Here is a 23979-nt window from a genome sequence, read left to right on the forward strand (position 1 = left end):
GTTAAATATGTCTATATTATTATCAACATAATTTAGACTTTGGTGAATAACTATTGCAAATATAGAGTTTTTTATAACTAACTCAAAATGGGATTGTTAAAAAAACAATATATGAACATCATTTAATTCTGCTTTTTCCAAAATTGGAACCATTTCTTAGTTTCTTTTGATTCACCATAAGTATCGCCATAACCAAATCCATATCCGTATTTACCATATCCGTAACCACCTTTTTTACGATTACTTCCATTCAAAATAAACGCAATCTTATGTGTCTTCCTTTCCTTTTGTATTTTCTTCGGAATGTCAATAGATTTTTTATGTGCAAAATTAGCTTTAACAATGTAAAGTAATAAATCGGCATGTTCTAATATCGATATCGTATCAACTACTAGTGCCATCGGTGAAGTATCTACTATAATATAATCATATTTATTTTTAAGATCTTCAAAAAAATCTTTCATTCTTGGTCTCGACAATAATTCACTAGGATTGGGAGGGATATCACCTGAGAAAATATAGTCAAAGTTTATTTCATCATTCGAAGAGTAAATAATAGAATCTAAAGTAATATCTGGATTAGCAAGATAATTGGATGCTCCTAATAAACTTTCTTCATGATTCAAATATTCTGAAAGTTTAGGGGCTCTTAAATCCAATCCAACTAAACACACTTTTTTGTCTGTTAGTGCTAGTGAGTTTGCTAAATTTATTGAGGTAAACGATTTTCCTTCTCCTGGTAATGTTGAACTTAAGAAAATCACTTGTCCTTCATCTTCTTTTTTCTCAAGTAAAAATTTCATATTTGTTCTTAGCATTCTATATGCCTCAGAAATCATAGATCTTTCTCCCTTTCTTGTAACTAAGCTATCCTTAGATTTATCTAAAGGAATATCTCCAACAACTGTTATATCTGTTTCCTCTAATTCTTCTACACTTCTAATTTTATTGTCCAATAAATCTTTGATATAGATGAAGGCAATAGGAATTGCTATTCCTAAAATAAAGGCCGCAAGAAATATGATGTTCCTTTTTGGTCCTACCGGAGAATCTAAAGCATACGCAGCATCAATAATTTTGACATTACCAATCGTAGACGCCATTGCAATTTCGTTCTCCTCTCGTTTTTGTAAAAGGTACAAATAAAGTGTTTCTTTAATTTGCTGTTGACGTTGAATTTCTCTGTACCTTCTTTCATATTTTGGGATGCTTTCAATCCTCTTCTGATATTTAGAAGATTCTTTATTCAGCTCCTTTAATCGCATCGATAAACTCTCTTTAGCATTATTCAAACTTTTTGTAATGCTTCGTTTAAGCTCCTCTAATTGTCCTTCAATTTCAACTGCTAAAGGATTGTTTTCATTTGAACTTTGAATAAGTCTATTTCTTTCTATAACTGCTTCGTTATATTTTTGAGTCATCATATTTATACTTTGATCCTGAAAACCTAAATTAGCAGGGAGCAAAGTGTTAACATCATCATACCTTTTAAGATAGTCAACCATATATTGTGCAAGACTAACTTGAATGTTTGTTTCAATTATAGTTGATTCAATTTCACCTTCTTGTTCTAAAAATAACTCTGCATTTTTTTCAACATCAACTAATTTATTGTCCTTCTTAAATTGTTCATTAGTTTCTTCGACATCAGAAAGTTCATCCTCAATTACATCCATTCTTTCAGCAATAAAAGCACTGGTGTTCTTAGTGATTTCATTTTTGTCTGAAATAGCATTTTCTTCATGTTTTATGATCAATTGATTAATGAAGTCATTATTTGCCTTTTTCAATAATCCAGTTGCTGATAAGGTTAAAACAGATGCATCTTTATTGACTGTATTTACTTCGAATTTGGATTTCCATTTACTTGTAGCATTTTCTAAACTTGAAAAAGTATAAATGAATTTTTCATTAATATGTGATTGATTGAAGTTGTCTGTTTTGGTGATTTTGAGTGGTCCTCCTTCCGTTTGAAATATTTGACCATATTTGACTGATTCAATTTCCTTTTGTTTTTCATTCCCATCCTTGGTGTATTTTTCAGTTATAGAGAATTTCGAATTAGAAACATTTGTAATTTCAAGGTTAAAACTCGATTGATAATGTTCCTCTGAAGTATCCATGAAAATGAAATCAAGAGGAGAATTGTTATGGTAAAAATGAATGTCGGGACCTAGTGTATTATTCTTTTGAGTGAGGCGAGTGTTTAATTTCAATGATTTAACCACCTTCATTATTAAATCCCTTGATTTAAATACTTCAATTTCGTTGTGAAGATTAGAATTACCTTTTGATAATCCTAAATCAGCAAAAACGTCCAAATCACTTCCTAAACTACCGTTCTTGTCATCTTTAACCAAAACAGTGGAAGTACTCTTGTAGACAGATGGTTGCCCTTTTAGGTAGATGTATGCAACACCACAAAACAATAAGGTGAAAAGAACAATCCACTTCCAATGTTGAAGATATTTTCCTATGATTTCCTGAATATTAACATTGTCTTCAGGTTGTTGATCAAATAACTGCTGTTGCATTTTATTTATTTAGCGATTAATGTAATTGTTGCAATAACAAGTGAAGTTAACGATATAAATATACCACCTGTTGATCTCCAAAATGTTCCTTGTGATCGTTTTGCTAAGTTCGGTTCTACATATACAACATCATTCTGCTGAAGGTAGTATACAGGTGAAGTGAGTACTTCGTTTGTTGTTAAGTCAATTCTATATTGTTTTTTTTCACCCTCGAGCTCTCTAATAACTAGTACATTGTTTCTTTCACCTGTTATTGAAAGGTCTCCTGCAATTCCGATAGCTTCTAGAAGTGTAATCCTTTCATTTGGAATGTTAAATGTACCTGGTCTTGAAACATCTCCAAGTACGGTAACTTTAAAATTCTGTATTTGAATGTTGACTACAGGATTTTTTAAATAATTACTGAGTTGCTTTTCAAGTAAATCTGTTGCTTCAGTTCTGCTTAGACCACCTAATTTAATTTTTCCCAAAACTGGAAGGTTTACAAACCCATTTGGATCAATTAAATAACCCGTTTTTGCGGAATTTCCATTGGTGTATCCTTGGTTGATTGAGGTGTTACTACCTGTTAATGGAAAGTTGAATGGGATAGCACTTTGAGGGTCGTTTGCCGTGACAATGACTGATAAAAAATCATCAGGTTTTAATGTTGGCCTAAATTCAGGAATGTCAATATCTGTAGAATCTTGTTCGTCATTTTGAAAGTAAACCATTTTGGAATGTGAACCACAAGAACTTAAAGCCAAGATGATTGAGAAAAGTGATAAGTGTATGATTGTTTTAAACATAAAAGTCAATTAAGGAGGGCAAATATAAACATTAATATTATAAACAAATTGATTTGACTTGTTTTAAGTACGCTATTTTACTGAAAATGATTCAAATATAATAGCGTTTTGTGAATATAAGTGAATAATTTGCCTAATTTAAGTGTTAGTCTCTAATCAGTTGGAAGCCAGGATGATTTTTCGGGTTGTATACAAACTTACTTTCAGGAACTTCCTTGTTTTTTTCAAACTTTGTTATTGTATACTTCATTGTGCTACCATCTTTTGTTTTCATTATTGCTTGGTGTAATTCATTATTTGAAGTTTTAACAAAAAGTGTGATGGTATGGTAGTTTACTTCGCTTGGATTAACCGGATATAATGCGATTTCGTGAATTTTTGTACTTCCTTTTACATATTTGCTTTTGAAACCATCTTCCCAAATTGTCATTAGTTTTTTAGGATTCATAGCTTCATCACTTTCGAGATCGACATCACTTTGGTAAGTTACCTTTTCTTCTTTTACGATGGTCCAGTTTTTAATTCCGTTTGAAACCAATGTGTTTTGTCCTAATGAAGCGAAGTATTTATTTCCCTTTACATATCCTAAACCATCTTGTCTAGAATTCTCACCTGTAGCTGGGTTATCAACATTCATTGTAAATTCAATATAAAAAGAATTTAAGCTCTTAATCTCAGCAGACATCTCATCTAAGATTTTTTCTGATTTCTGATCCGATTGAGAATATACTATGTTAGCAAAAAATAAAACTGTAATTAATAAATATTTCATGTTTCTTTAATTTTAGGCAAAGTTAATCATAAACTGTGCCATTCTCAAATTTTATTATTTTAATCCTTTAGCACTTAGGTGTTCATTGAGTGCTTCGTCTGTAGGAATCAAAACGTCTCTTGCTTTACTGCCTTGGAATGGTCCGATAACTCCATGTGCTTCGAGTTGGTCAACTATTCGACCAGCTCTATTGTATCCAAGCTTTAATTTTCTTTGTAATAAACTAGCTGAACCCTGTTGATGCGTAACAATTACTTGTGCAGCTTCCAAAAACTTGTCATCTAGCTCGTCATCTACGTCAACACCTCCGCCTTCTGAACCTTCGCCAACATATTCTGGTAACATCATTGCGTCAGGGTATCCACGTTGTTCTCCGATATAATCACAAATGTCTTCGACTTCGGGAGTGTCAACAAAACCACATTGTAATCTGATTACATCATTTCCAGTAGAAATAAGCATATCTCCTTTTCCTATTAATTGGTCAGCTCCTGATGTGTCAAGAATTGTTCTGGAGTCAATTTTTGATAATACACGGAAGGCAATTCTCGCAGGGAAGTTAGCTTTAATCATACCTGTAATTACATTCACCGAAGGACGCTGTGTGGCAACGATTAGGTGAATACCTATTGCTCTGGCAAGCTGAGCTAATCGTGCAATTGGATGTTCTACTTCTTTACCCGCGGTCATGATAAGGTCGGCAAACTCATCAATTAATACAACAATATATGGCATGTAACGATGTCCTTTTTCAGGATTTAATTTACGTTGCACAAATTTGTTATTGTATTCTTTAATGTTTCTTGTTTGAGCGGCTTTTAAAAGGTCGTATCGCTCATCCATCTCTATACATAAAGAGTTTAGAGTGTTGACAACATTCGAAGTGTCAGTAATAATTGCTTCTTCTTCATCGGGTAGTTTGGCCAAGAAGTGGCGTTCAATTTTATTGAATAAAGTTAATTCTACTTTCTTTGGATCGATTAAAACAAACTTAACTTGAGACGGATGTTTCTTGTATAGAATCGAAACTAAAATAGCGTTTAATCCAACTGATTTACCTTGACCTGTTGCTCCTGCAACTAAAAGGTGTGGCATTTTTACGAGGTCAAATGCATATGTTTCATTAGTAATTGTTTTACCAAGTACAATTGGAAGTTCGAATTTTGAGTTCTGAAATTTCTCGGATGCAATTAATGAACGCATACTCACTATCTCGGGTGAGCTATTAGGAACTTCAATACCTATTGTTCCTTTTCCTGGAATTGGAGCGATAATACGAATACCAAGTGCAGCTAAACTTAAGGCGATGTCATCCTCTAAGTTTTTGATTTTTGAAATTCTTACCCCTGGTGCAGGGATGATTTCATAAAGTGTTACGGTTGGTCCAATTGTCGCTTTGATTTTAGAAATATCAATTTTGTAGTTGGCTAACGTGTTGACAATGTTGTCTTTGTTTTGCTCTAGTTCTTCTTTGGATACACCACTTTGATTGCTTTCAAACTTTTTTAATAAATCAATCGTTGGAAGTTTGTAACTGGCTAAGTCTAGTTTTGGGTCGTAAGGTCCAAAATCTTCAGCTTTCTTATTTAAGTCTTTATCTGAAAGTTCTTTTTCGCTTTGAGCGACTTCAACTGAAAACTCATCGTCAGAGGTGTCTTCAGAAGTTGAAGTTGGTTTGATGATTTCAGGTTCTTGTTCTTTTGGAGAAACTACTTCAAAATCATTATCACTTGTTGCCTCTTCTGTGCTTGTGTTTTCTATTTCAATGTCTGAAATGGTGCTTTCTTTTTCATTGTCTTGACTATCGTCTCTAAATGTTACCTCAAATTCTTCATCTTCCTCATTTTCTTCAAAAACTTCCTCGTCACTGTTTGCAGATGTAGGTGTGGTGTCAGCGATTTCAGGCTCATTCATTTCTGCTCTATACTCATCATTATCTAGGTTGGAGGTGCTAGAAAAAGCATTTTCAGAATCTTCATTGAAAGTCTGAGATTGCAAGTTTTTTTTAGGGAAATAATTTTGGAATATCGCTTTAAAATCAGGGTTGAATAAGGCCACAACGGCTACAAAAAGCAATACCAAAATCAATAGAATCGCTCCAAATAATCCAAGTACGGAACTAAGCCATTCTTTAGTTGCGAAGCCAAAAGAACCGCCAAGATAATTGACTCTCGAAGTCATTAGCCCAAAGAATGCCGAAAACCATATTACTCCAATAAATGTGATTAAATATGTTCTTCTTAAAGGAAGCATACGGATGTTCAGTAGTAAGCGAACCCCTGTTATTAAAAGTAAGAAGCTGAAAGCAAAGGAAGCGAGTCCAAACCATTTAAACATGAATAAATGAGCAGTCCAAGCTCCAAATTTCCCAAGCCAATTTGTTACCTCAACATCTGGACTTTCAAAAATGAAGTTGAAAAATGTTTTTGAGGTGATTAGATCTTGATCTTCAGTCCAACTAAATAGATAAGATGTGAAAGCAATAAATAAGTAAATCGAGAGTAAAAGTAAAATTGCTCCGCTAATAGATTTTGCTTTGCGGCGATCTACCTTGGCATAAAGTGAAGAAAGTGATTTGCTTTTACCAGAAATGGCAGACGCTTTTTTCTTCTTTTTCTTATCCTTCTGTTTTAAAATATTTCCTTTTGCCATTCTTCTGTGCGGGTTTAATCTGCGAATATAAACATTGCTACCCTTAAAAATGTGTAATTTGTAAAAAGGGTATTCACAATTGGCTGTTAGTTTTGAATGATTTCAATAAATTCATCTAAGGTGATGATTCTATGGTCTGAAGGGATGCCAAAAAGATCAATATTCAATTCTTTTTCTTCAATAGTATTTAATGAGTATTTCAGCCATAAACCATTTGAATATAAACTATAGTTAACTGGGAGTCCAGGCATTCCTTCAATTGCTGTAGAATACTTAGCTGGAATTTCAGGAAGGTAGTTCATAATGATGGTTGTATCATAGGCAGTGTCTGTTACTTCTATGCGTTTAGCCTTTCTTCCAGCAAATTTATCTTTTCCTATTTTTTTCTCAAAAAGATATCTGTCAGAATTACTTGTTGTATCTTGTATTGTTTGAATCGCTACTTTTTCGGTTCCTAAATCCATTAAAATATATGCTTTGTTTTTTGGAATGTGCTTGATGTATATTTGCTTTCCAATTGGTGTGTAGCTGTCTATTCTTAGCATCGAATCCTTTGCGTATACTATTTGATGATTAATGCTATCATTCTCGTTTGGGTTATTCATCTTCGATGAGATTGAATAGATTAACTTTCCTTCAAAGTTTGAGGGTTGATGTTTTTGAGTTGAACATGCAAATAAAAAAAGTGTAAGAAATATGAAGATTAATTTCATGTAATTCGTTTGGGTTATAAATTTTGATACAAAATTAAAACAATTTTTTTCCATTTGGTTACAAGTTTTAGTCAAGTTTGTAGGTGTAGATTTCGTAAGTTGTGCAATCCATAAACTCTTTTGAATTTTCCATGGAAACCTGTGTTTTAGTTGTTTAAAAATAAAGCATCGATTAGGCGGAATTGTTATGCCTTATATAAGTTTGATTTTTTTAACTTTGCATCAAATAAACCCTAAAGAAAAGTAGTGTTATGGCAAATTCAATAGCGTATATTATCAATGATTCAGAAATTTCTGCAGGAACTAGGGGCGCAAGTCTTGGTCCGGGAGCTTTAAGAGTAGTTGATGATAATTCTAAAAATTTCTTATTTTCAAGGTATCCGATTCATTATGTTAAAACCATGAATCATTTATTGGATAAACCAACCGAGTTTCAGTGGGGGAAAAGGGCAGATGGATTAGCTACAGTATATAAAAATGTTGCTGAAGTTGTGTCGAAGCAAAGGAAACAAAATGACTTTACTTTAGTTATCGCAGGAGACCATGGGTCTGCTGGAGGTACTATTGCAGGATTGAAAATGGCAAACCCAGAAAATCGTATTGGTGTACTTTGGGTTGATGCACATGGTGATTTACATACACCTTATACAACCCCAACGGGTAATATGCACGGTATGCCTTTAGCAACTGCGTTAAATGAAGATAATTTAGAATCTAAAATAAATGATCCTCTTCCGGACACAATTAAGTTCTGGAATGAAATGAAAAATACTGGGCAGATTGCTCCAAAAATTCAAGCAGAAGATCTAGGTTTTATTGGATTAAGAGACCTAGAAACTCCAGAGGTTGAGCTTATGGAGCGTAAAGGGATTAAGAATATTTCAGTTAATGAATTGCGAAGTGAAGGAGTTCGAAATATTTTGAGTCGTTTAGATGAAAAGTATGCTGAATGTGATGAAATTTACCTTTCTTTTGATGTAGATTCAATGGATCCTGATTTAACTTCTCATGGAACAGGAACTCCAGTTGATCATGGAATTTCTATTGAGGAGGCAGGAATTATTTTAAGACATTTTGCTGGACATCCAAAAGTGAAATGTATTGAATTTGTTGAAATCAACCCTTGCCTTGATGAAAAAACTAACCGTATGGCTGAAGTGGCCTATGGATTAATTAAAGAAGTGATTGACGTTGTAGAACGTAAAGCTTAAAGAGTAAATTATGTTTAGGAAGCGCGTTAAAGAAGTCAATTAAGCTTCCTTTTTATAGGTTTAAAGATTAAAATGGAAAATAAAATAAAAGCATTATTGCTTGATAATAGTCTGTCAGTTTTTGGAGTTAAAATTGATGAGAAATTAATTCAGTTTCAAAAGACTAGAAAAGATGTTGAAGGAGATATGACCTTGGTTGTTTTTCCATTTGTTAAAATTTTAAAGTCTTCTCCAGCTGTGGTAGGTCAGGATATTGGTCGTTTTTTAACAGAAGAGTTGGAGGAAGTTGAAAGCTATAACGTCGTAAGTGGATTCCTAAATATTAATTTGACAAGTAAATATTGGGAAAATAAGCTTATAGATATGGCCAAAGATGAAAGCTTTGGTTGTGCTTCTTCTCTGTCTGGAAAAACATTTATGGTGGAATATTCTTCACCGAATACCAATAAGCCGTTGCATTTAGGACATATGCGTAATATTTTCTTAGGATACAGTGTGTCTGAGATTTTAAAAGCAAACGGACATGAGGTGATCAAAACGCAAATCATCAATGATAGAGGAATCCATATTTGTAAAAGTATGGTGGCCTGGGAACAATTTGCAAGTAGAGATGAAAATGGTGAGAGAGAAACCCCTATTTCTACGAAAATGAAAGGAGATCATTTTGTTGGAAAATATTACATCGAATTCGATAAGCAAGTTTCAGCACAAGGATTTGAAATGGCATCTGAATGGAAGAATGCTGGTTATACTTCAGATATTATTCCCGAAGAGGCAAAAGAAAAATTACCTGGTTTGTTCCTAGCTTATGAAAAAGCAGAAGACGATAAAAAGAAAAATAGCATTCGTAGAAAAATAGCTGGATTTGCAACTCCATTTACTAATTTAACACGCGATGCGAAGGAAATGTTAGTGAAATGGGAGGCCAATGACCCAGAAGCAAATGAACTTTGGACCAAAATGAATGGCTGGGTTTATTCAGGTTTTGAGAAGACCTACAACCGAATGGGAGTTGACTTTGATAAAATTTATTACGAATCCAATACTTTCTTAATCGGTAAAGACTTGGTTACTGATGGTCTTGATAAAGGGGTTTTCTTTAAAAAAGAAGACGGTTCTGTTTGGGTAGACTTAACAGAAGAAGGACTTGACGAAAAACTGGTTTTACGTGCAGACGGAACAGCCGTTTACATGACTCAGGATATCGGAACAGCAATTGATCGTTTTAAAGATTACCCAAATTTAAACGGTGTAATTTATACTGTAGGGAATGAGCAAGATTATCATTTCCAAGTATTGTTTTTGATTTTGAAAAAGCTTGGATTTGACTGGGCTGAAAACTGTTATCATTTATCTTATGGAATGGTTGATTTGCCTGATGGTAAAATGAAATCAAGAGAAGGAAAGGTTGTTGATGCAGATGACCTAATGGAAGAAGTCGTGTCGATGGCCAAAGAAAGCACAAAAGAGCGAGGTCACATTGAAGGAATGACAGAAGAGGAAAGAAATAGCTTGTATGAAATGATTGGTATGGGTGGTTTGAAATATTACTTGTTAAAAGTTGATCCTCAAAAACGCATGAAATTTAACCCAGATGAATCGATTGAATTGAATGGAAATACAGGACCTTTTATTCAATATGCATATGCACGAATTAATTCTTTAATGACGAAAGTACAATTGGAAAATGTTCATGAAGAAATGTCATTGCTTCAACCAGAAAAAGAAATAGTAAAGCAACTGAATGAATTTCCTGAAATAATTAAAGAAGCCGGATTAAATTATAGTCCAGCATTAATTGCTAATTATACGTTTGACTTAGTAAAGAACTACAATTCATTCTATCAAGCACACAGTGTGATGAAAGAAGAGAATGTAGCCCTTAGAAATGCTAGAATTTTGATTAGTCAAAATACTGGAAAAGTGATTGAAACGGCAATGAGATTATTAGGAATCGACGTACCAAATAGAATGTAAAACACCTATCTTATGAATATTATTCTTCACGATTTATCCAATCATTTAAAATTTGCTCCACTTAGTTTAACACGCCCAATAGGGAACTTAAGAGCAGGATTATGGACCAATGACGAACGTTGGCAATTTTACTTTCCAGAAGCAAATATTTCCTTTCAAACCGAGGAACACATTTCTGAAAAGTTTCCTTTGGTTAAGGAAGAAGATAATGTATTTGTAAATGCCACAGTTGTTCCATCGCCGAAATTGATTGAGAAAATTAAATCACTCAGGAGTGGAGATTCTTTATGGGTAAACAATGTTTTTGTTGCTTATAGAGGTGCCGAATACGAAGAGAAAGAAAGCGCTTCAATTGAACTAGATGAATTGATTGTTCTAGAAAACCGTTGGGATTTATATCAAAAGAATGATCAAATCTTACGTACTGATTTTGCCGCTTACACTTCTGGTAAAACAAGTGCTGCACTTTCAAATTCAAACACTTTAATCGGAGATACACAGCAGTTATTCATTGAAGAAGGAGCAACTGTAGAATGTGCAATTTTAAATGTGAAGAGTGGACCAATTTATATTGGGAAGAACGCTGAAATCATGGAAGGGTCTGTTGTTCGTGGTGGATTAGCAATGGCAGAAAGTAGTGTCTTAAAGCTTTCTACAAAAGTTTATGGAGCCACTTCTTTAGGTCCTCATTGTAAAGTTGGAGGAGAAGTGAATAATGTTATATTTCAAGCATATTCAAATAAAGGTCATGATGGTTTTTTAGGAAACTCTTTGATTGGAGAATGGTGTAATTTAGGAGCTGATACTAATAGTTCAAATTTGAAGAATAATTATGGTAACGTTAAAACCTATAGTTATTTGACCAGAAAAATGGAGTTGACAGAGTTGATGTTTATGGGAGTAACCATGGGAGATCATTCAAAAACGAGTATCAACACCATGTTGAACACAGCAACAGTGATCGGTGTTTGTGCCAATCTTTTTTCTGCAGGATTTCCTCCAAAATTTGTCCCAGACTTCTCTTGGGGAGGTGAGCCAAATCCTCCCGTTTACGATTTTGATCGCGCAGTTGATGCTGCCAATCAAATGATGATTAGAAGAGGTAAGGCAATTACAGATGGAGATTTGAAAATTTTAAAACATTTGTTTCCAAAATAGAATTCTATTTTATTGATAGAATAGAACATTCAAACAGCAGTTTAGGCAAGAGTTTAAACTGCTGTTTTTTTATTAATGGCGTATGACTTTACGTTCATAAAAGTAAGTAGTTGAAACCACTTGTAAACAACACCTTTTGGAATAAGTAAGCTGATTTATTCCATATTTTAATTTTACGATGTACTTCTTATGATTTCTTAAACAAAATTTCAACTCAAAATATATGTTAGGATAATATTTAATTAACTGATTAAAAGCAAGTCTATATAATTAGTGAGCAGCACTAATTTTAAGTTTTAAAAATAGAGGCTTTGAATAGAAAAACGCATCAGTTAAACGCGAAGCTATAATAACCTCTTTACTCAAAACTCACACTCTCCCTGTAAAAAACTGTCATCCATGACAGTTTTTTATTATGGCATAGCAATTGAACAAATAGAAACCCCAAATAGTTATAGAGATAGAATTTATTTTCTTAACTTAAATAGAAGTATTAACTGACAGATTGACGCAAAAGCGCACACAAGATATGAATGACATTTTTGATAAAGGCATTTTAGGAGTAGGATCACCAGATGATTCTGATGCCGAATTTATTCCATTAATTACACAGGAAGAGGAAGATGATATGCAAAATGCAAAGTTCCCTGAAGATATTCCAATTTTACCTTTGAGAAATAACGTTTTATTTCCAGGTGTTGTAATTCCAATTACTGTAGGACGAGATAAATCTATTGATTTAATTAAACATGCCAATAATAGTGATAAAGTTGTAGGTGTTGTTTCTCAAAAAAACGCAGAAGTTGAGAATCCCTTAAAGGATGATTTACATGAGATTGGTACAGTGGCAACAATTTTAAGATTGTTGAAAATGCCTGATGGATCCTCTACAGTAATAATCCAAGGAAAAAGAAGGTTTAAATTAGAGGAGATTTCTCAAGAAAAACCTTTCTTAAGAGGAAAGATAGAACTTTTGGAGGAGTCGAAAACACCTAAGGAAAATAAGGAATTTACGGCTATTATTCAGTCGATGAAAGAATTGTCTTTAAAGATTATTAAAGAATCACCTAATATTCCGTCTGAGGCACAGTTTGCAATTAAAAATATTGATAGTCCTAGTTTTCTTACCAACTTTATTTCAGCGAATATGAATGCTGATGTTGCTACAAAGCAAAAGATGTTGGAAGAAATGAATCTGAAGAAGCGTGCAATGTCTGTTCTTGAGCATTTAACCTTAGAGGCTCAGCAATTAGAGATGCGTAATGAAATTCAAACACGCGTTAAGGTTGATTTAGATAAACAGCAACGTGAATATTTTTTAAATCAACAAATCAAAACGATTCAAGAAGAATTAGGTGGGAATCCACAGGAGCAAGATGTGGAGAAAATGCGTGAACGTGCCAAGAAAAAGCAATGGACCACAAAAGTTGATGAAATATTCCATAAAGAGTTGAATAGACTTCAAAGAATGAATCCGCAAGGTGCTGAATATACTGTTCAGCTGAACTATTTGGATTTGTTACTTGATTTACCTTGGGATGACTATACAAAAGATAATTTAGATTTAAATAGAGCTAAGAAGATTTTAGAACGTGACCATTATGGATTGGAGAAAGTAAAGAAAAGAATCCTTGAATACTTGGCCGTTTTAAAACTGAAGAAAGACATGAAGTCTCCAATTCTTTGTTTTTATGGACCTCCTGGTGTTGGTAAAACTTCATTAGGTAAGTCAATTGCTGAGGCTTTAGGAAGAAAGTATGTGAGAATGTCGTTAGGAGGAATTCATGATGAAAGTGAAATACGTGGACACAGAAAAACTTACATCGGAGCGATGCCAGGACGTGTCATGCAAAACCTAAAGAAGGCTGGAAAATCTAATCCTGTTTTTGTACTTGACGAAATTGATAAAATTTCTCGTTCAAATCATGGAGATCCATCAAGTGCTATGCTTGAAGTTTTAGATCCTGAACAAAATGATGAGTTTTATGATAATTATATTGAAACGGAATATGACTTATCTAAAGTTTTGTTTATTGCAACAGCTAATGACTTATCTACAATCCAAGGTCCTTTACGTGACCGTATGGAGTTAATTGAAGTTTCTGGTTATACCGTTGAGGAGAAAATTGAAATTGCTAAAAGGCATTTAGTTCCAAATCAGATTGCTGAACATGGTATTAAAAAGTCAGATATTTCAATTGGAAAAGCGACATTAGAAAAGCTAATTGAAGAGTATACACATGAGTCTGGAGTTCGTGGATTAGACAAAGCAGTTGCAAAACTGGTTAGAAATCGTGCGAGACAAATTGCAATGGAGGAGGAGTTTAAGAAATCCATCGCCGCTAAAGATTTAGTGGATATTATGGGGCCTGGTAGACCTAAAACAAAATATGCAAACAACAATGTTGCTGGTGTTGTAACAGGTCTAGCTTGGACATCAATGGGAGGCGATATTCTTTTCATTGAATCATCTATGGCAAAAGGAAAAGGTAAATTGACTTTAACAGGAAATCTTGGAGATGTGATGAAAGAATCGGCAACAATTGCCTTACAGTTCTTAAAAGCACACCATGATTGGCTCGATTTAGATGCAAATGTTTTCAATAAGTATGATGTTCATATGCACGTTCCTGAAGGAGCAACTCCTAAAGATGGACCTTCTGCTGGTATTACAATGTTGACTTCATTGGCTTCTCTATTTACACAGCGTAAAGTAAAGAAAAACATCGCCATGACTGGAGAGATTACTTTAAGAGGTGATGTCTTGCCTGTTGGAGGGATTAAAGAGAAGATTTTAGCTGCAAAGAGAGCAGATATTAAAGAATTGATCTTATGTGAGAAGAACAAACAAGATATTGATGAAATTAATGAAGAGTATCTTAAAGGCCTAAGTTTCCATTTTGTGAGTAATATGAGAGAGGTGCTTGATATCGCATTATCCAATCAAAAAGTGAAAGATGCTTTGACTGTTCAGTAAGACAATCAAATAAATTATAACAAAAAAGAGGCAATCATCAATGATTGCCTCTTTTTTGTTACGTATAATTTTAAACAAATGAGTTAGAAATCGTAACTCAAACCAATACTTGGTAAGAATGGTAGTTGGTAGATTTTATCGTTTGTAACACGATTTACGTAGAAAATATTGTCTCTATCATAAATATTAGTTACACCACCTTTAAGCTCCATAACTGTCTTGTTTTTAAAGGCAAATTTCTTTTTAATTGTAATATCAAATCTATGGTATGTTGGAAGACGTGCAGCATTCATGTCTCCAAGTAATAAACTTAATTCAGATGGATTTGAAGTGGTGTAATCTGTAGTTACACCTTCAACGAAGTCTTCTCCTTGATAATATCCAGAAGTTGGTGTAAATGGCAGTCCAGATCCAAAGTTCCATCTTAAACTTACTTCTAAACTTTTATCTTTTAAGAAAGCATAAGTTGCAACCAAATTGATGTTATGTCTACGGTCAAAAGATGGAGTATAATAATCAAAACCATCCCAACGTTCAGATTTACCTAAAGAATATACACCCCATAAGAATAATCTTTTCTTACTGTATTCTAACAATACATCAACACCATAAGCAACACCAGATTCAATTAAGAAATCTTTCTTATATATATCGGCTATGTCACTGAATTCTTGGGTGTCATCGTATAATTTGTTTACATTGATATTACTCAATTTTGGATAGTATTTATAATATCCTTCCACATTTAAACTGAAGTTTTTAGTAAAGTCATATTCTGTACCGATAATCCCATGCCATGAAGTTTGTAAACCATTATCTGGTTCAGTTTCTTCTCCATTTGCTTTAGTAAAAGTAGATTGAACATCAGTTGGTGCAGCAACAAAACCGTAAAACAATGTTACGATATCTTTGTCTGAAGCAACTGAGGTAAAGTTCTGAGAGTAATAACCTCCAGACATTTTGAATCTTAAATTCTCAGTTGCGTTAACTTTGATTCCCAAACGAGGCTCAGGAATAACAGCAGGAATAGAAGGGTAGGCTTGAACTCTAAATCCAGGATTGAATACCCAACGTCCTTTAACTAAACGATAGTTGATATAACCACTTAATTCAGTGTTGTAATTATCTAAATTGATTTCTCTATTTACTTCATTAAAAGTAGTGAAAGAAGTTGCGAATCCTCCAATGTTGAAACCGTAAGTAATTTGTGATTGGTTTTTTAAGAAGTATAAAAAGTCAAATCCAACATCAAAACCAGTGATTCCACTTGTTCTTGGTTTAGACCCACTTTCTTCTTGGAAGAAAATATCGTAGTTTGAAGCATTCAAATGCCCCTTAATAATTACAGGGTTGGAACTAGGTACTAAAGTAAAATTGATTCCACCTCCGTATGATTTCCAATTTAAGTTTGCAATGTTATCATATCTTACTGCATCATTATTGCTGAATCCAAATGCTGAAAATTTACTTCCTTCCGGGCTTTTAATAGTAAATTTACCATAAATATCAGTAAATGTATAAGGCATTCCTTGACCTTCATTAACGAATGGATAAACAGACTCTGAAGTATAATCAAGTAATGAGTGTTTTGCCGAGAAAATATAAGATCCTCCACTTCCTTTAGCATCTTTGTTTTTGAAAACAGGTCCTTCCAGAACAGCCTTTCCTAAAAAAGGAGATACAGAAACTAATCCTCCATGTTTATTCAAGTCACCATCTCTATAGGTAATGTCCATCACTGAAGAAATTCGTCCTCCATATTCAGAGGAGAATCCACCTGTATAAATATCCGCACTTTTAATTAATTCTGTTTCGAAAACAGAGAAGAACCCGATAGAGTGAAATGGATTATATATGGTCATTCCGTCCAGTGTAATTTTATTTTGGATTGGTGTACCTCCACGTACATAGAGTTGTCCACCTTGATCACCTGTGCTTACAACACCTGGAGTTACAGAGAATGCAGCTATAATATCATTTTCAGCTCCAAAACTAGGTAAACGCTCTAAACCTTCCTGGTCAAGTTTGTTTACAGACATTTCTACATTGTTTCTTTTTGATTGATCTTGTCCAAAAATAGCAACCTCTTCCATTTCTTTAACTTCATCGCTTTTTGTAAGCTCATACCTCAAGGTTGTAATGTTTTTGTCACCAATTTGAATTGTATCATAAATTCTTTGATGTTCAGTACTTCTCACTTCAATTGCATAACTTCCTCTTTTTAAAGAAGAAAACTGGAAATATCCATCGATATCTGTTGTTGCTCCTAAGAGTTTGTCACTTGAATTTTCATCAATTTGTTTAGCGATAACCTTTACAAAACCAGCGGCTTCACCATTGTCTGCATTATAAACAAATCCCCTTACTGTAAATTCAGTTTGTGCAAAAACGGCACTTGCTGAAAGAAGAAATGAAAACATAAAAAGTAGATTCTTCAAAATATTTGTTTTTTGAGTTTGATATTTATGCATAGATAAGAATTTTTTTAAGCTTATTTAACTCAATTATTTTAAAAAGTAGTGACTATTTATTTTAATGTAATTTTAATCACTCGTTATTTTTTGATTAAAATGGATTTGGAAAAAGAGGTTTAACCCACTGATTTTTTAGCTTTTTCCCAATAGACATCCATTTCCTCTAGGTTCATGTCTTCAAATTTTTTGTCCTTTTCATTGATCTCTTTTTCCATAAATTGAAATCTTTTTATGAACTTTTTATTGGTTCGTTCAAGAGCTGTTTCTGGATTTACCCCAATAAAACGCGCATAATTGATCATTGAAAAAAGTACATCACCAAATTCTTGTTCAATTTGATCTGTATCATTTTCTACTTCTTTTTCTAATTCTCCTAGCTCTTCATGAACCTTAGCTAATACTTGTTTTGAATCATCCCAATCAAAGCCTATTCCCTTTACTTTTTCTTGTATTCTTGCGGCTTTTACTAATGATGGTAATGACCTTGGTACACCTTGTAAAACTGATTTTTTTCCTTCCTTAAGTTTGAGCTTTTCCCAATTTGCTTTCACAGTGGCTTCATCTTCAGCAACAACATCTCCGTATATGTGCGGGTGTCTGTGTACTAATTTATCACAAATTGCATTTAAGACATCGGTAATGTCAAAAGCTTTTTGCTCACTCGCAATCTTACTATAAAATACCATGTGAAGCATAATATCACCGATTTCCCCTTTCAATTCATCAAGGTCATTATCCATGATTGCATCTGCAAGTTCATAGGTTTCCTCTATGGTAAGGTGTCTTAAAGATTCAAGGGTTTGTTTTCTATCCCAAGGACATTTTTCCCTCAAATCGTCCATTATATTTAGTAAGCGTTCAAATGCAACTAGTCTTTTGTCCATTTTTATCGTTTTTAGCAAAATTAAAAGGTTTTCTCAATCCTCCATTAAATTGAAATGTTCATTTCTAGATCTGTTTTATTAAATCAGCTTTTTTTTACAATTAGCTTATGTTTGGGTTTATTTTCTCTATTTTTGAATTTGCCTTAATAGTATTTTTATTGTTTTTAATTTAAGCAGATTAACGAATCCATTCCCAATTAATGAAGTTTAAAGTATTGCAATTATTAGTTTGTATTCTAGGACTTTTTCAAGTTCCTTCGCTTGCGCAGTACAAGAATTTTGGATTAACCGGCACAGGACAAATAGGATATTTAATGCCACATCGTTCAACAATGGCTCATCTCAATACTGGACATTCTTACGGAGGGCGTTTGGGGGTCGTTTTTCAATCTGATGGTTCAAAAGTATGGCAACAAAACTTTAATTTCCCTAAAGCCGAAATTAATGTGTTTTTTCTTGATTTAGGAAATAAGGAAGTATTAGGAAATAGTTTTGGTGTATCAACAAATGTGTTTTTACCTTTTCATAAAAGTACAAATTGGAGGGTTGGAAGTGCGTTGGGTTTTGGCTTGGGTTGGGTTTCAAAAACTTATGATGTTGTTACGAATAAGAAAAACAATGTGATAGGTTCACACCTTAATTGCTTAGTTAATTTAGGATTACGTTTAGAAAAACAGTTTCAACAAAACGCTTTAGGATTTGAGTTGAGTATGACTCATTTATCTAATGGAGCTTTTAAACTCCCCAATCTTGGCCTGAATATGCCATATTTGAGTTTTAATTACAGTCATTTTCTTCAGCCAGTCAATTTTGAAAGTAAGGCGAAGATTGAAGATGAGATTATTTTCCCTTTGAAAACTTGGGCCTTTTACACTCAATTTACGGGTTCTTTGAAAGAGATTTATCCAACAGGTGGGAAAAGGTATGGAGTTGCTGCCTTTACAAATTTTTTACAGTATAGATTCAATACAAAAGCAATTGTTGAAGCTGCCTTCGAAACAATTTACAACTCCTCAATTGTACCTTATAGTAAGTTAGATTATGGGTCGAAATATAATTTTCAATTGGGGCTTTATGGTGGTTACGTCTTACCAATTCATGATTTTAAAATGTTGATTGCAATGGGGAGCTATGTATTAAATCCTATAGATCCAGCAGGAATTTGGTTTCATAAACTTGGTATACGATATCAGATATCAGATCATTTTTTAGCACATTTTGCCATCAAATCTCATTGGGCAAAGGCTGATTATTTTGAATATGGAGTAATTTATAAGTGGAAATGAAAATTGTCATATATATTCTTTTTTTGTGTTTTCTCTTTTCCTGTAAAAAAGCGGAAGATAGGTCATGTTTTAAATTTGCAGGAGAGGAAAGTGAACTCACACATTATGTTTCAAATGATATAGACACTTTGTATCTCCAAGATGATATTTCCTACACTTTGATAGGAAGTAATGAAAATAAGATAGTTTTAACCGGTGGTGAAAATCTCTTGAATTTTGTAAATGTGGAATTTGGCAATGGAAAATTAACCATTTCGAATGAAAATAAGTGTAAATTTTTAAGGTCTTATGATCAACAAATTTCAGCTAAAGTTTATATCGACACGATTACTTATATCCATTATCAGGGGAGTAAAGAGGTCGTAAGTCAAGACACTTTGCGATCTTCGGAATTGCGAATTGACATTTTTGAAGGCGCAGGCAGCATGGATTTAACTTTGGTTAATGGATATACAAGTGTAACAGCAACACAAAGTCATGCAGATTTTACGATAAAAGGAAGAACAATTTATGGACATTTCCATTGTAAAGGGAATAGCTATTGCGATACAAGAGATTTTTCAGTGAGTTCAGAACTCTATATAAAATCCTATACCGTAGGAAAAATGTTAATCAATGCTGACCAAACAAAGCTATATACAACAATAGAAAACAGTGGAAATGTTGAGTATGTTGGAAATCCAGTTTCAATAACTTTAAATGGGGATGGATCAGGAGAGTTGATTAATTTGAATAATTGATACAATTGTTGTAATTTTGCATTGAATTTTAGAACACAGAATAATGGATTTAATTATTATAGCAATCGTATTATTGGCATTGGCTTTTGGAGGAATAGCCATTAAAATTTGGGCCAAAAAAGATGGTGAATTTGCGGGTACATGCGCAAGTAACAATCCTGTTTTACAAGAAGAAGGTGCTGCATGTGGAATGTGTGGAGCCACTCCAGAAGAGCAATGTAAAAATAACAAGTAAGGATTTAAAAAATCAAAAAAAAATAGAGACGCACTTTTGTGTGTCTCTATTTTTTTGTGCTTTACTTTTAAGAAAACTATTTGATAGTCTCAGTGTTTTCATCTAGTTTAAAGAGTTTCTCTTCATCTTTAAAACCTTGTAAATCATCCAACATCATTTCAATTTGAGGAATAGTCAAAGACTTACCAATGATTTCTTTATTCTTATTTAAAATCCATACACGTGGCGTAGAATAGATGTCATATGTTTCTTGATAATTCAATGATTTTAAGGTTGTCTTAGAAGGAATTAAAGATCTAGGATTGGCTTGAGCTTGTTCATATATAGCTTTAGTAACACCAACATTAATGAAGGTTAAGTTCTTCTCTCTGATAAACTTCTTCCAGTCTTCAAAATCATCACCAGTAGCTTTTCCAACTGAAAATATTTCAATATTTCTGTCTTTGAATTTCTTTTCATACAAGGTTTGAAGCTTTGGTGTTACCTTTTTACAATGTCCACAACCTGGGTCCCAAAAGTACAGTATGATGTAATCAGCTTCTATTTCGTGTAGATTATACCACTTGTTGTTTGTTGAATCAGGTAAAATTAAATTTGGAGGTACCTCTCCATGCACAAGATGCATTTTAATTGCGGTGTTTTCACATAACTCCTCAAGTTTTGATTCATCCATCCAATGAGCCTTCGGTTTCCCTTCATCGTCTGGCGCACAATAATATCTGTGAATCATTCGTGTTTTAACCTTATCCATTCCCATGAATTTAGATTTTTCAAAATGAGTTGTTACATTACTCACAAAAAATCTATACATCATAGATTTATCATCAAGTTGATCTATAATTGGAAATACATATTTAATGATGGAATCAGGATGTTGTGTTAGCATTTTATTTGAGTAAAAATACTCTAATTTGTTTTGGATAACAGGAGTGTTGACTAAACGATCATCTTGCAAATCTATGTTGTCAAAATAGTGATCTCTAAAATATTTATAAGCAAATGATTTGTCAATTGGATTCCCTTCTTCGTCTTTTGGTGCCTCTGGAATTTGAACATCAGTTGACATCTTAATGATTTTTGCGACTAAAGTATTGGGATGATCTGATACAAATTTTCTTTGCTCCTCAATGACCTTTTCATTAATTTCAGTAAGTTCCTTTTTTAACTTCTCTTTTTTGTCTTGATCATCTTCAATCGCGTTTAGTTTATCTTGAATCTTTTTTGCCTCACCTCGGTTATCTTTCATGAAATTCATGTAATCAAGGAATATTTCATTCTCTTTCGACTTCTTCACCACCATATTTTCGATATAATTTGGTGATTTTGTCTCTAAGTGAACTTTTTCATTGTTGTAGACAAATTCAAAATATCGTTGTCCAGGCATTAACAATGCTAAAATTCCAGGTTCTTGTTTACTTCCATCGAAAGTTACTTTGCTATTCACCAAACGAGCAGTATCTGCATAATATAACTTACTTCCTACATATTTTACAAGGTGAACAGTGGTATCTTGAACCCCTGTAACCTTAAATGTTAAGTCTTGAGCAAAGCTATTGATTCCTAGAAATGCAATGAGCAGTATTGAGCTGAGTATTTTCATATTATTGTTGGTTTTATGCTAAATATAATTTGTATTTGTTAGAATAGACGCGTTAGATTTTATTTGGTGTTTCCTTTTAACAGTATTTTAACGAAAGAACTTATAATGTCTTTAAAACTCCCCGTTTCGCATTGAAATAGTTTACTATTGTATAGACTCCAAAAGCGATAAATACAGCTAAAAAGCTTAACAATGTATACTCAGAATCGATTTGAATTCCACCTGTCATAAGCATTTGGTCAATAAGTAATTTGATTAATGAAAAGGTTAATAAACTTGCTGCCGAAATGAGAGCAAATACTTTAATAAAGTAGAATAAAATGCTACGTATTATTCTTCTTGGAGAATAGCCTAAATGCAATAATGTTTTTATTTCATATTCGTTTTTAGAAATGAGTAGTTGGGCATATTGAAGCAAAACAAGACCTGCCAGAAAAACAGTAATGACACTGATTGCAATTAGAATGGAGAATAATGTACCTGCAACACTTTTGAGTTTTCCAACAACCATTGAATTTGCTTTTGACTCAATAGAATGTCGTTTAATATAGTTTTCATATTCGCCAAACAATCCTTCTTTGACGGTTATCATGAGTTGTGTGATTTCTGCAGCTTTGTTTTTCGCATAATTTGTATTTCCATATTCCATAAATGATGAAGGAACTAATATCGCAGAAACTTCATTTGTAAATCCAACAATTCTTACATCAACTTTTTCTTTCTTACCCTTAGCACTTAATGTGAATTTGAAATTTACAGATTTGGCTAAATCATCTGAAACCGGTGGAATTCCTTTCGCAGTAGCAAAGGTATTTAGCATCACTAAAAATTCTCTTGGCAAAATAATAGGTACAAACTGATCTCCTGGCTTCCATTTCCATTTATCAGAATCTATTTTTGTAAATTCACCTTTTATTGATTGAACAAAAACATCTGTTCGCATATAAGGCACCAGTTCACTGTCTGTTTGTAAAGTAACATCAAAATTATTACTGATGATAGGATCTAAACTTTTAGTAAATTCTTGTTTTTTTAGATGATCAATATCTTTTGCTGAAAAATCTAATGAGGCGAGTTTTAATGTGTTGAGGTTCGTTACCTTTTTTTGAATAATCATGGTGTTACTCCCTAATATCTCTTCTCCTTCACCGAATTCATTAACGCGAATAAGATAGTGAATGGAAGTCACTAAAAAAGTAAAACCAAGAAATGCACCTATCATCGCAATGATGAGTTGTGACTTATTTTGAGCATTGAAAAGTATTTTTTTGAGCATTTTTTAAAGATTTAATACTTTGTCAAAAGTAAATTGGTGATCATCTCCTAAGCTTGTAAGAATAAATCCAGCACCTTGTTCAGCTGTGCGTTTGTGGATTAATGAGAGGGCCAATTGTGTGTTGTTTTCATCAAGGTGACTAAATGGTTCGTCCATTAAAAGCCATTCATAAGGTTGTGATAAGGCACGAATTATAGCAACTCTTTGTTGCTGTCCCATAGATAATAATCCACATTGGTTTGACCATTTATCTTCAATTTCTAATTTCTCCAACATTTGTTTCAACTCATCTTCTGTAAAGCTTTTTGTCAAGTCATTTTTGATTTGTAAGTTCTCTTGAACGGTTAAATTTGGGAACAATTGCAGGTCCTGAAATACAAAACTGAGTTTGTTTTTTCTTAATTCGGCCCAATCTTCAGCTGAAAAATCTTGGAGGTCTTGTTCATCAAATAATATCTTCCCACTATAATCTTTTCGAAGCCCAGAAAGAGTGTGGGTGAAAGTAGTTTTCCCTTTTCCACTTGTAGCATTTAACATTACTTTCTGACCTTTTTGAAGTGAAAAAGAGTTGTTCCAAATACTTTGCTCATGATGAGTGATATTACGAAGTGGGTTTGGAATTACGTTTTTAAAATGTATGTTCATGTCTACTTTTATTTATCCTGAAATTGAACTTTTTCAAATATTCTTATGGGTTAAGAT

At 33.2% G+C, this 23979-nt stretch carries 17 protein-coding genes; 7 read left to right on the forward strand and 10 right to left on the reverse strand.

Annotation, left to right across the window (positions count from 1 at the left end):
* Positions 1-122 precede the first annotated feature (122 nt).
* The 5 genes from DXU93_RS12935 to DXU93_RS12955 form a co-directional block, all read right to left on the reverse strand.
* Complete coding sequence (locus DXU93_RS12935) at positions 123-2534, reverse strand: GumC family protein (RefSeq protein ID WP_116881723.1); 2412 nt, start codon at positions 2532-2534, stop codon at positions 123-125.
* Between the two features lie 5 nt (positions 2535-2539).
* Positions 2540-3322, reverse strand: coding sequence for a polysaccharide biosynthesis/export family protein (locus DXU93_RS12940; protein ID WP_116881724.1), 783 nt, complete (start codon positions 3320-3322; stop codon positions 2540-2542).
* A 145-nt stretch (positions 3323-3467) separates the two neighbouring features.
* Positions 3468-4094, reverse strand: coding sequence for a LolA family protein (locus DXU93_RS12945; RefSeq protein ID WP_116881725.1), 627 nt, complete (start codon positions 4092-4094; stop codon positions 3468-3470).
* Positions 4095-4148: 54 nt separating this feature from the next.
* Positions 4149-6746, reverse strand: a complete 2598-nt coding sequence (locus tag DXU93_RS12950) for an FtsK/SpoIIIE family DNA translocase (RefSeq protein WP_116881726.1) — start codon at positions 6744-6746, stop codon at positions 4149-4151.
* An 86-nt stretch (positions 6747-6832) separates the two neighbouring features.
* A complete protein-coding gene (locus tag DXU93_RS12955) occupies positions 6833-7459 on the reverse strand; it encodes a hypothetical protein (protein WP_116881727.1) in 627 nt (208 codons plus the stop codon).
* A gap of 251 nt (positions 7460-7710) precedes the next feature.
* On the opposite strand from DXU93_RS12955, the gene DXU93_RS12960 reads away from it, so the two are divergent.
* The 4 genes from DXU93_RS12960 (at position 7711) to lon (ending at position 14782) form a co-directional block, all read left to right on the forward strand.
* Positions 7711-8670, forward strand: coding sequence for an arginase (locus DXU93_RS12960; RefSeq protein WP_116881728.1), 960 nt, complete (start codon positions 7711-7713; stop codon positions 8668-8670).
* Positions 8671-8742: 72 nt separating this feature from the next.
* On the forward strand, positions 8743-10647 hold the full coding sequence (gene argS, locus DXU93_RS12965) for an arginine--tRNA ligase (protein WP_165851412.1): 1905 nt from the start codon (positions 8743-8745) through the stop codon (positions 10645-10647).
* A gap of 12 nt (positions 10648-10659) precedes the next feature.
* Positions 10660-11805: a putative sugar nucleotidyl transferase gene (locus tag DXU93_RS12970; protein ID WP_116881730.1), complete on the forward strand. Its 1146-nt coding sequence runs from the start codon at positions 10660-10662 to the stop codon at positions 11803-11805.
* Between the two features lie 529 nt (positions 11806-12334).
* Positions 12335-14782, forward strand: a complete 2448-nt coding sequence (gene lon / locus DXU93_RS12975) for an endopeptidase La (protein ID WP_116881865.1) — start codon at positions 12335-12337, stop codon at positions 14780-14782.
* A gap of 83 nt (positions 14783-14865) precedes the next feature.
* Here lon and DXU93_RS12980 read toward each other — a convergent pair whose 3' ends face one another.
* Positions 14866-17220: a TonB-dependent receptor gene (locus DXU93_RS12980; RefSeq protein WP_165851413.1), complete on the reverse strand. Its 2355-nt coding sequence runs from the start codon at positions 17218-17220 to the stop codon at positions 14866-14868.
* 152 nt (positions 17221-17372) lie between these two features.
* On the reverse strand, positions 17373-18140 hold the full coding sequence (gene mazG / locus DXU93_RS12985) for a nucleoside triphosphate pyrophosphohydrolase (protein ID WP_205679272.1): 768 nt from the start codon (positions 18138-18140) through the stop codon (positions 17373-17375).
* Between the two features lie 200 nt (positions 18141-18340).
* Here mazG and DXU93_RS12990 point away from each other — a divergent pair, with 200 nt between their 5' ends.
* From DXU93_RS12990 to DXU93_RS13000, 3 genes are read left to right on the forward strand one after another with little or no spacing between them, the layout of a single operon-like run.
* The gene (locus tag DXU93_RS12990) at positions 18341-19426 is read left to right on the forward strand and encodes an acyloxyacyl hydrolase (RefSeq protein WP_116881732.1); all 1086 of its coding nucleotides are present in this window, start codon (positions 18341-18343) and stop codon (positions 19424-19426) included.
* Positions 19423-20166, forward strand: a complete 744-nt coding sequence (locus DXU93_RS12995; protein ID WP_116881733.1) for a GIN domain-containing protein — start codon at positions 19423-19425, stop codon at positions 20164-20166. The genes DXU93_RS12990 and DXU93_RS12995 overlap by 4 nt, the downstream gene beginning before the upstream one ends.
* A 43-nt stretch (positions 20167-20209) precedes the next feature.
* Positions 20210-20401: a membrane or secreted protein gene (locus DXU93_RS13000; RefSeq protein ID WP_116881734.1), complete on the forward strand. Its 192-nt coding sequence runs from the start codon at positions 20210-20212 to the stop codon at positions 20399-20401.
* 76 nt (positions 20402-20477) lie between these two features.
* On the opposite strand, the gene DXU93_RS13005 is transcribed toward DXU93_RS13000, so the two are convergent.
* The 3 genes from DXU93_RS13005 to DXU93_RS13015 all read right to left on the reverse strand — a co-directional run bounded on the left by DXU93_RS13005 (position 20478) and on the right by DXU93_RS13015 (position 23922).
* Positions 20478-22001: a thioredoxin-like domain-containing protein gene (locus DXU93_RS13005; protein ID WP_116881735.1), complete on the reverse strand. Its 1524-nt coding sequence runs from the start codon at positions 21999-22001 to the stop codon at positions 20478-20480.
* Positions 22002-22101: 100 nt separating this feature from the next.
* Positions 22102-23277: an FtsX-like permease family protein gene (locus tag DXU93_RS13010; RefSeq protein ID WP_116881736.1), complete on the reverse strand. Its 1176-nt coding sequence runs from the start codon at positions 23275-23277 to the stop codon at positions 22102-22104.
* Positions 23278-23280: 3 nt separating this feature from the next.
* Positions 23281-23922, reverse strand: a complete 642-nt coding sequence (locus tag DXU93_RS13015) for an ATP-binding cassette domain-containing protein (protein WP_116881737.1) — start codon at positions 23920-23922, stop codon at positions 23281-23283.
* Positions 23923-23979 lie beyond the last annotated feature (57 nt).

Source organism: Brumimicrobium aurantiacum (assembly GCF_003402975.1).
Lineage (GTDB): Bacteria > Bacteroidota > Bacteroidia > Flavobacteriales_D > Crocinitomicaceae > Brumimicrobium > Brumimicrobium aurantiacum.

Bases quoted from the DNA above. Each gene is read 5' to 3' on its own strand.
- DXU93_RS12960 (WP_116881728.1), top strand. From the start codon at position 7,711: ATGGCAAATTCAATAGCGTATATTATCAATGATTCAGAAATTTCTGCA.
- mazG (WP_205679272.1), bottom strand. From the start codon at position 18,140: ATGGACAAAAGACTAGTTGCATTTGAACGCTTACTAAATATAATGGAC.
- DXU93_RS13000 (WP_116881734.1), top strand. From the start codon at position 20,210: ATGGATTTAATTATTATAGCAATCGTATTATTGGCATTGGCTTTTGGA.
- DXU93_RS12950 (WP_116881726.1), bottom strand. From the start codon at position 6,746: ATGGCAAAAGGAAATATTTTAAAACAGAAGGATAAGAAAAAGAAGAAA.
- argS (WP_165851412.1), top strand. From the start codon at position 8,743: ATGGAAAATAAAATAAAAGCATTATTGCTTGATAATAGTCTGTCAGTT.
- DXU93_RS12995 (WP_116881733.1), top strand. From the start codon at position 19,423: ATGAAAATTGTCATATATATTCTTTTTTTGTGTTTTCTCTTTTCCTGT.
- DXU93_RS12935 (WP_116881723.1), bottom strand. From the start codon at position 2,534: ATGCAACAGCAGTTATTTGATCAACAACCTGAAGACAATGTTAATATT.
- DXU93_RS12940 (WP_116881724.1), bottom strand. From the start codon at position 3,322: ATGTTTAAAACAATCATACACTTATCACTTTTCTCAATCATCTTGGCT.
- DXU93_RS13005 (WP_116881735.1), bottom strand. From the start codon at position 22,001: ATGAAAATACTCAGCTCAATACTGCTCATTGCATTTCTAGGAATCAAT.
- DXU93_RS13010 (WP_116881736.1), bottom strand. From the start codon at position 23,277: ATGCTCAAAAAAATACTTTTCAATGCTCAAAATAAGTCACAACTCATC.
- DXU93_RS13015 (WP_116881737.1), bottom strand. From the start codon at position 23,922: ATGAACATACATTTTAAAAACGTAATTCCAAACCCACTTCGTAATATC.
- DXU93_RS12955 (WP_116881727.1), bottom strand. From the start codon at position 7,459: ATGAAATTAATCTTCATATTTCTTACACTTTTTTTATTTGCATGTTCA.
- lon (WP_116881865.1), top strand. From the start codon at position 12,335: ATGAATGACATTTTTGATAAAGGCATTTTAGGAGTAGGATCACCAGAT.
- DXU93_RS12970 (WP_116881730.1), top strand. From the start codon at position 10,660: ATGAATATTATTCTTCACGATTTATCCAATCATTTAAAATTTGCTCCA.
- DXU93_RS12990 (WP_116881732.1), top strand. From the start codon at position 18,341: ATGAAGTTTAAAGTATTGCAATTATTAGTTTGTATTCTAGGACTTTTT.
- DXU93_RS12945 (WP_116881725.1), bottom strand. From the start codon at position 4,094: ATGAAATATTTATTAATTACAGTTTTATTTTTTGCTAACATAGTATAT.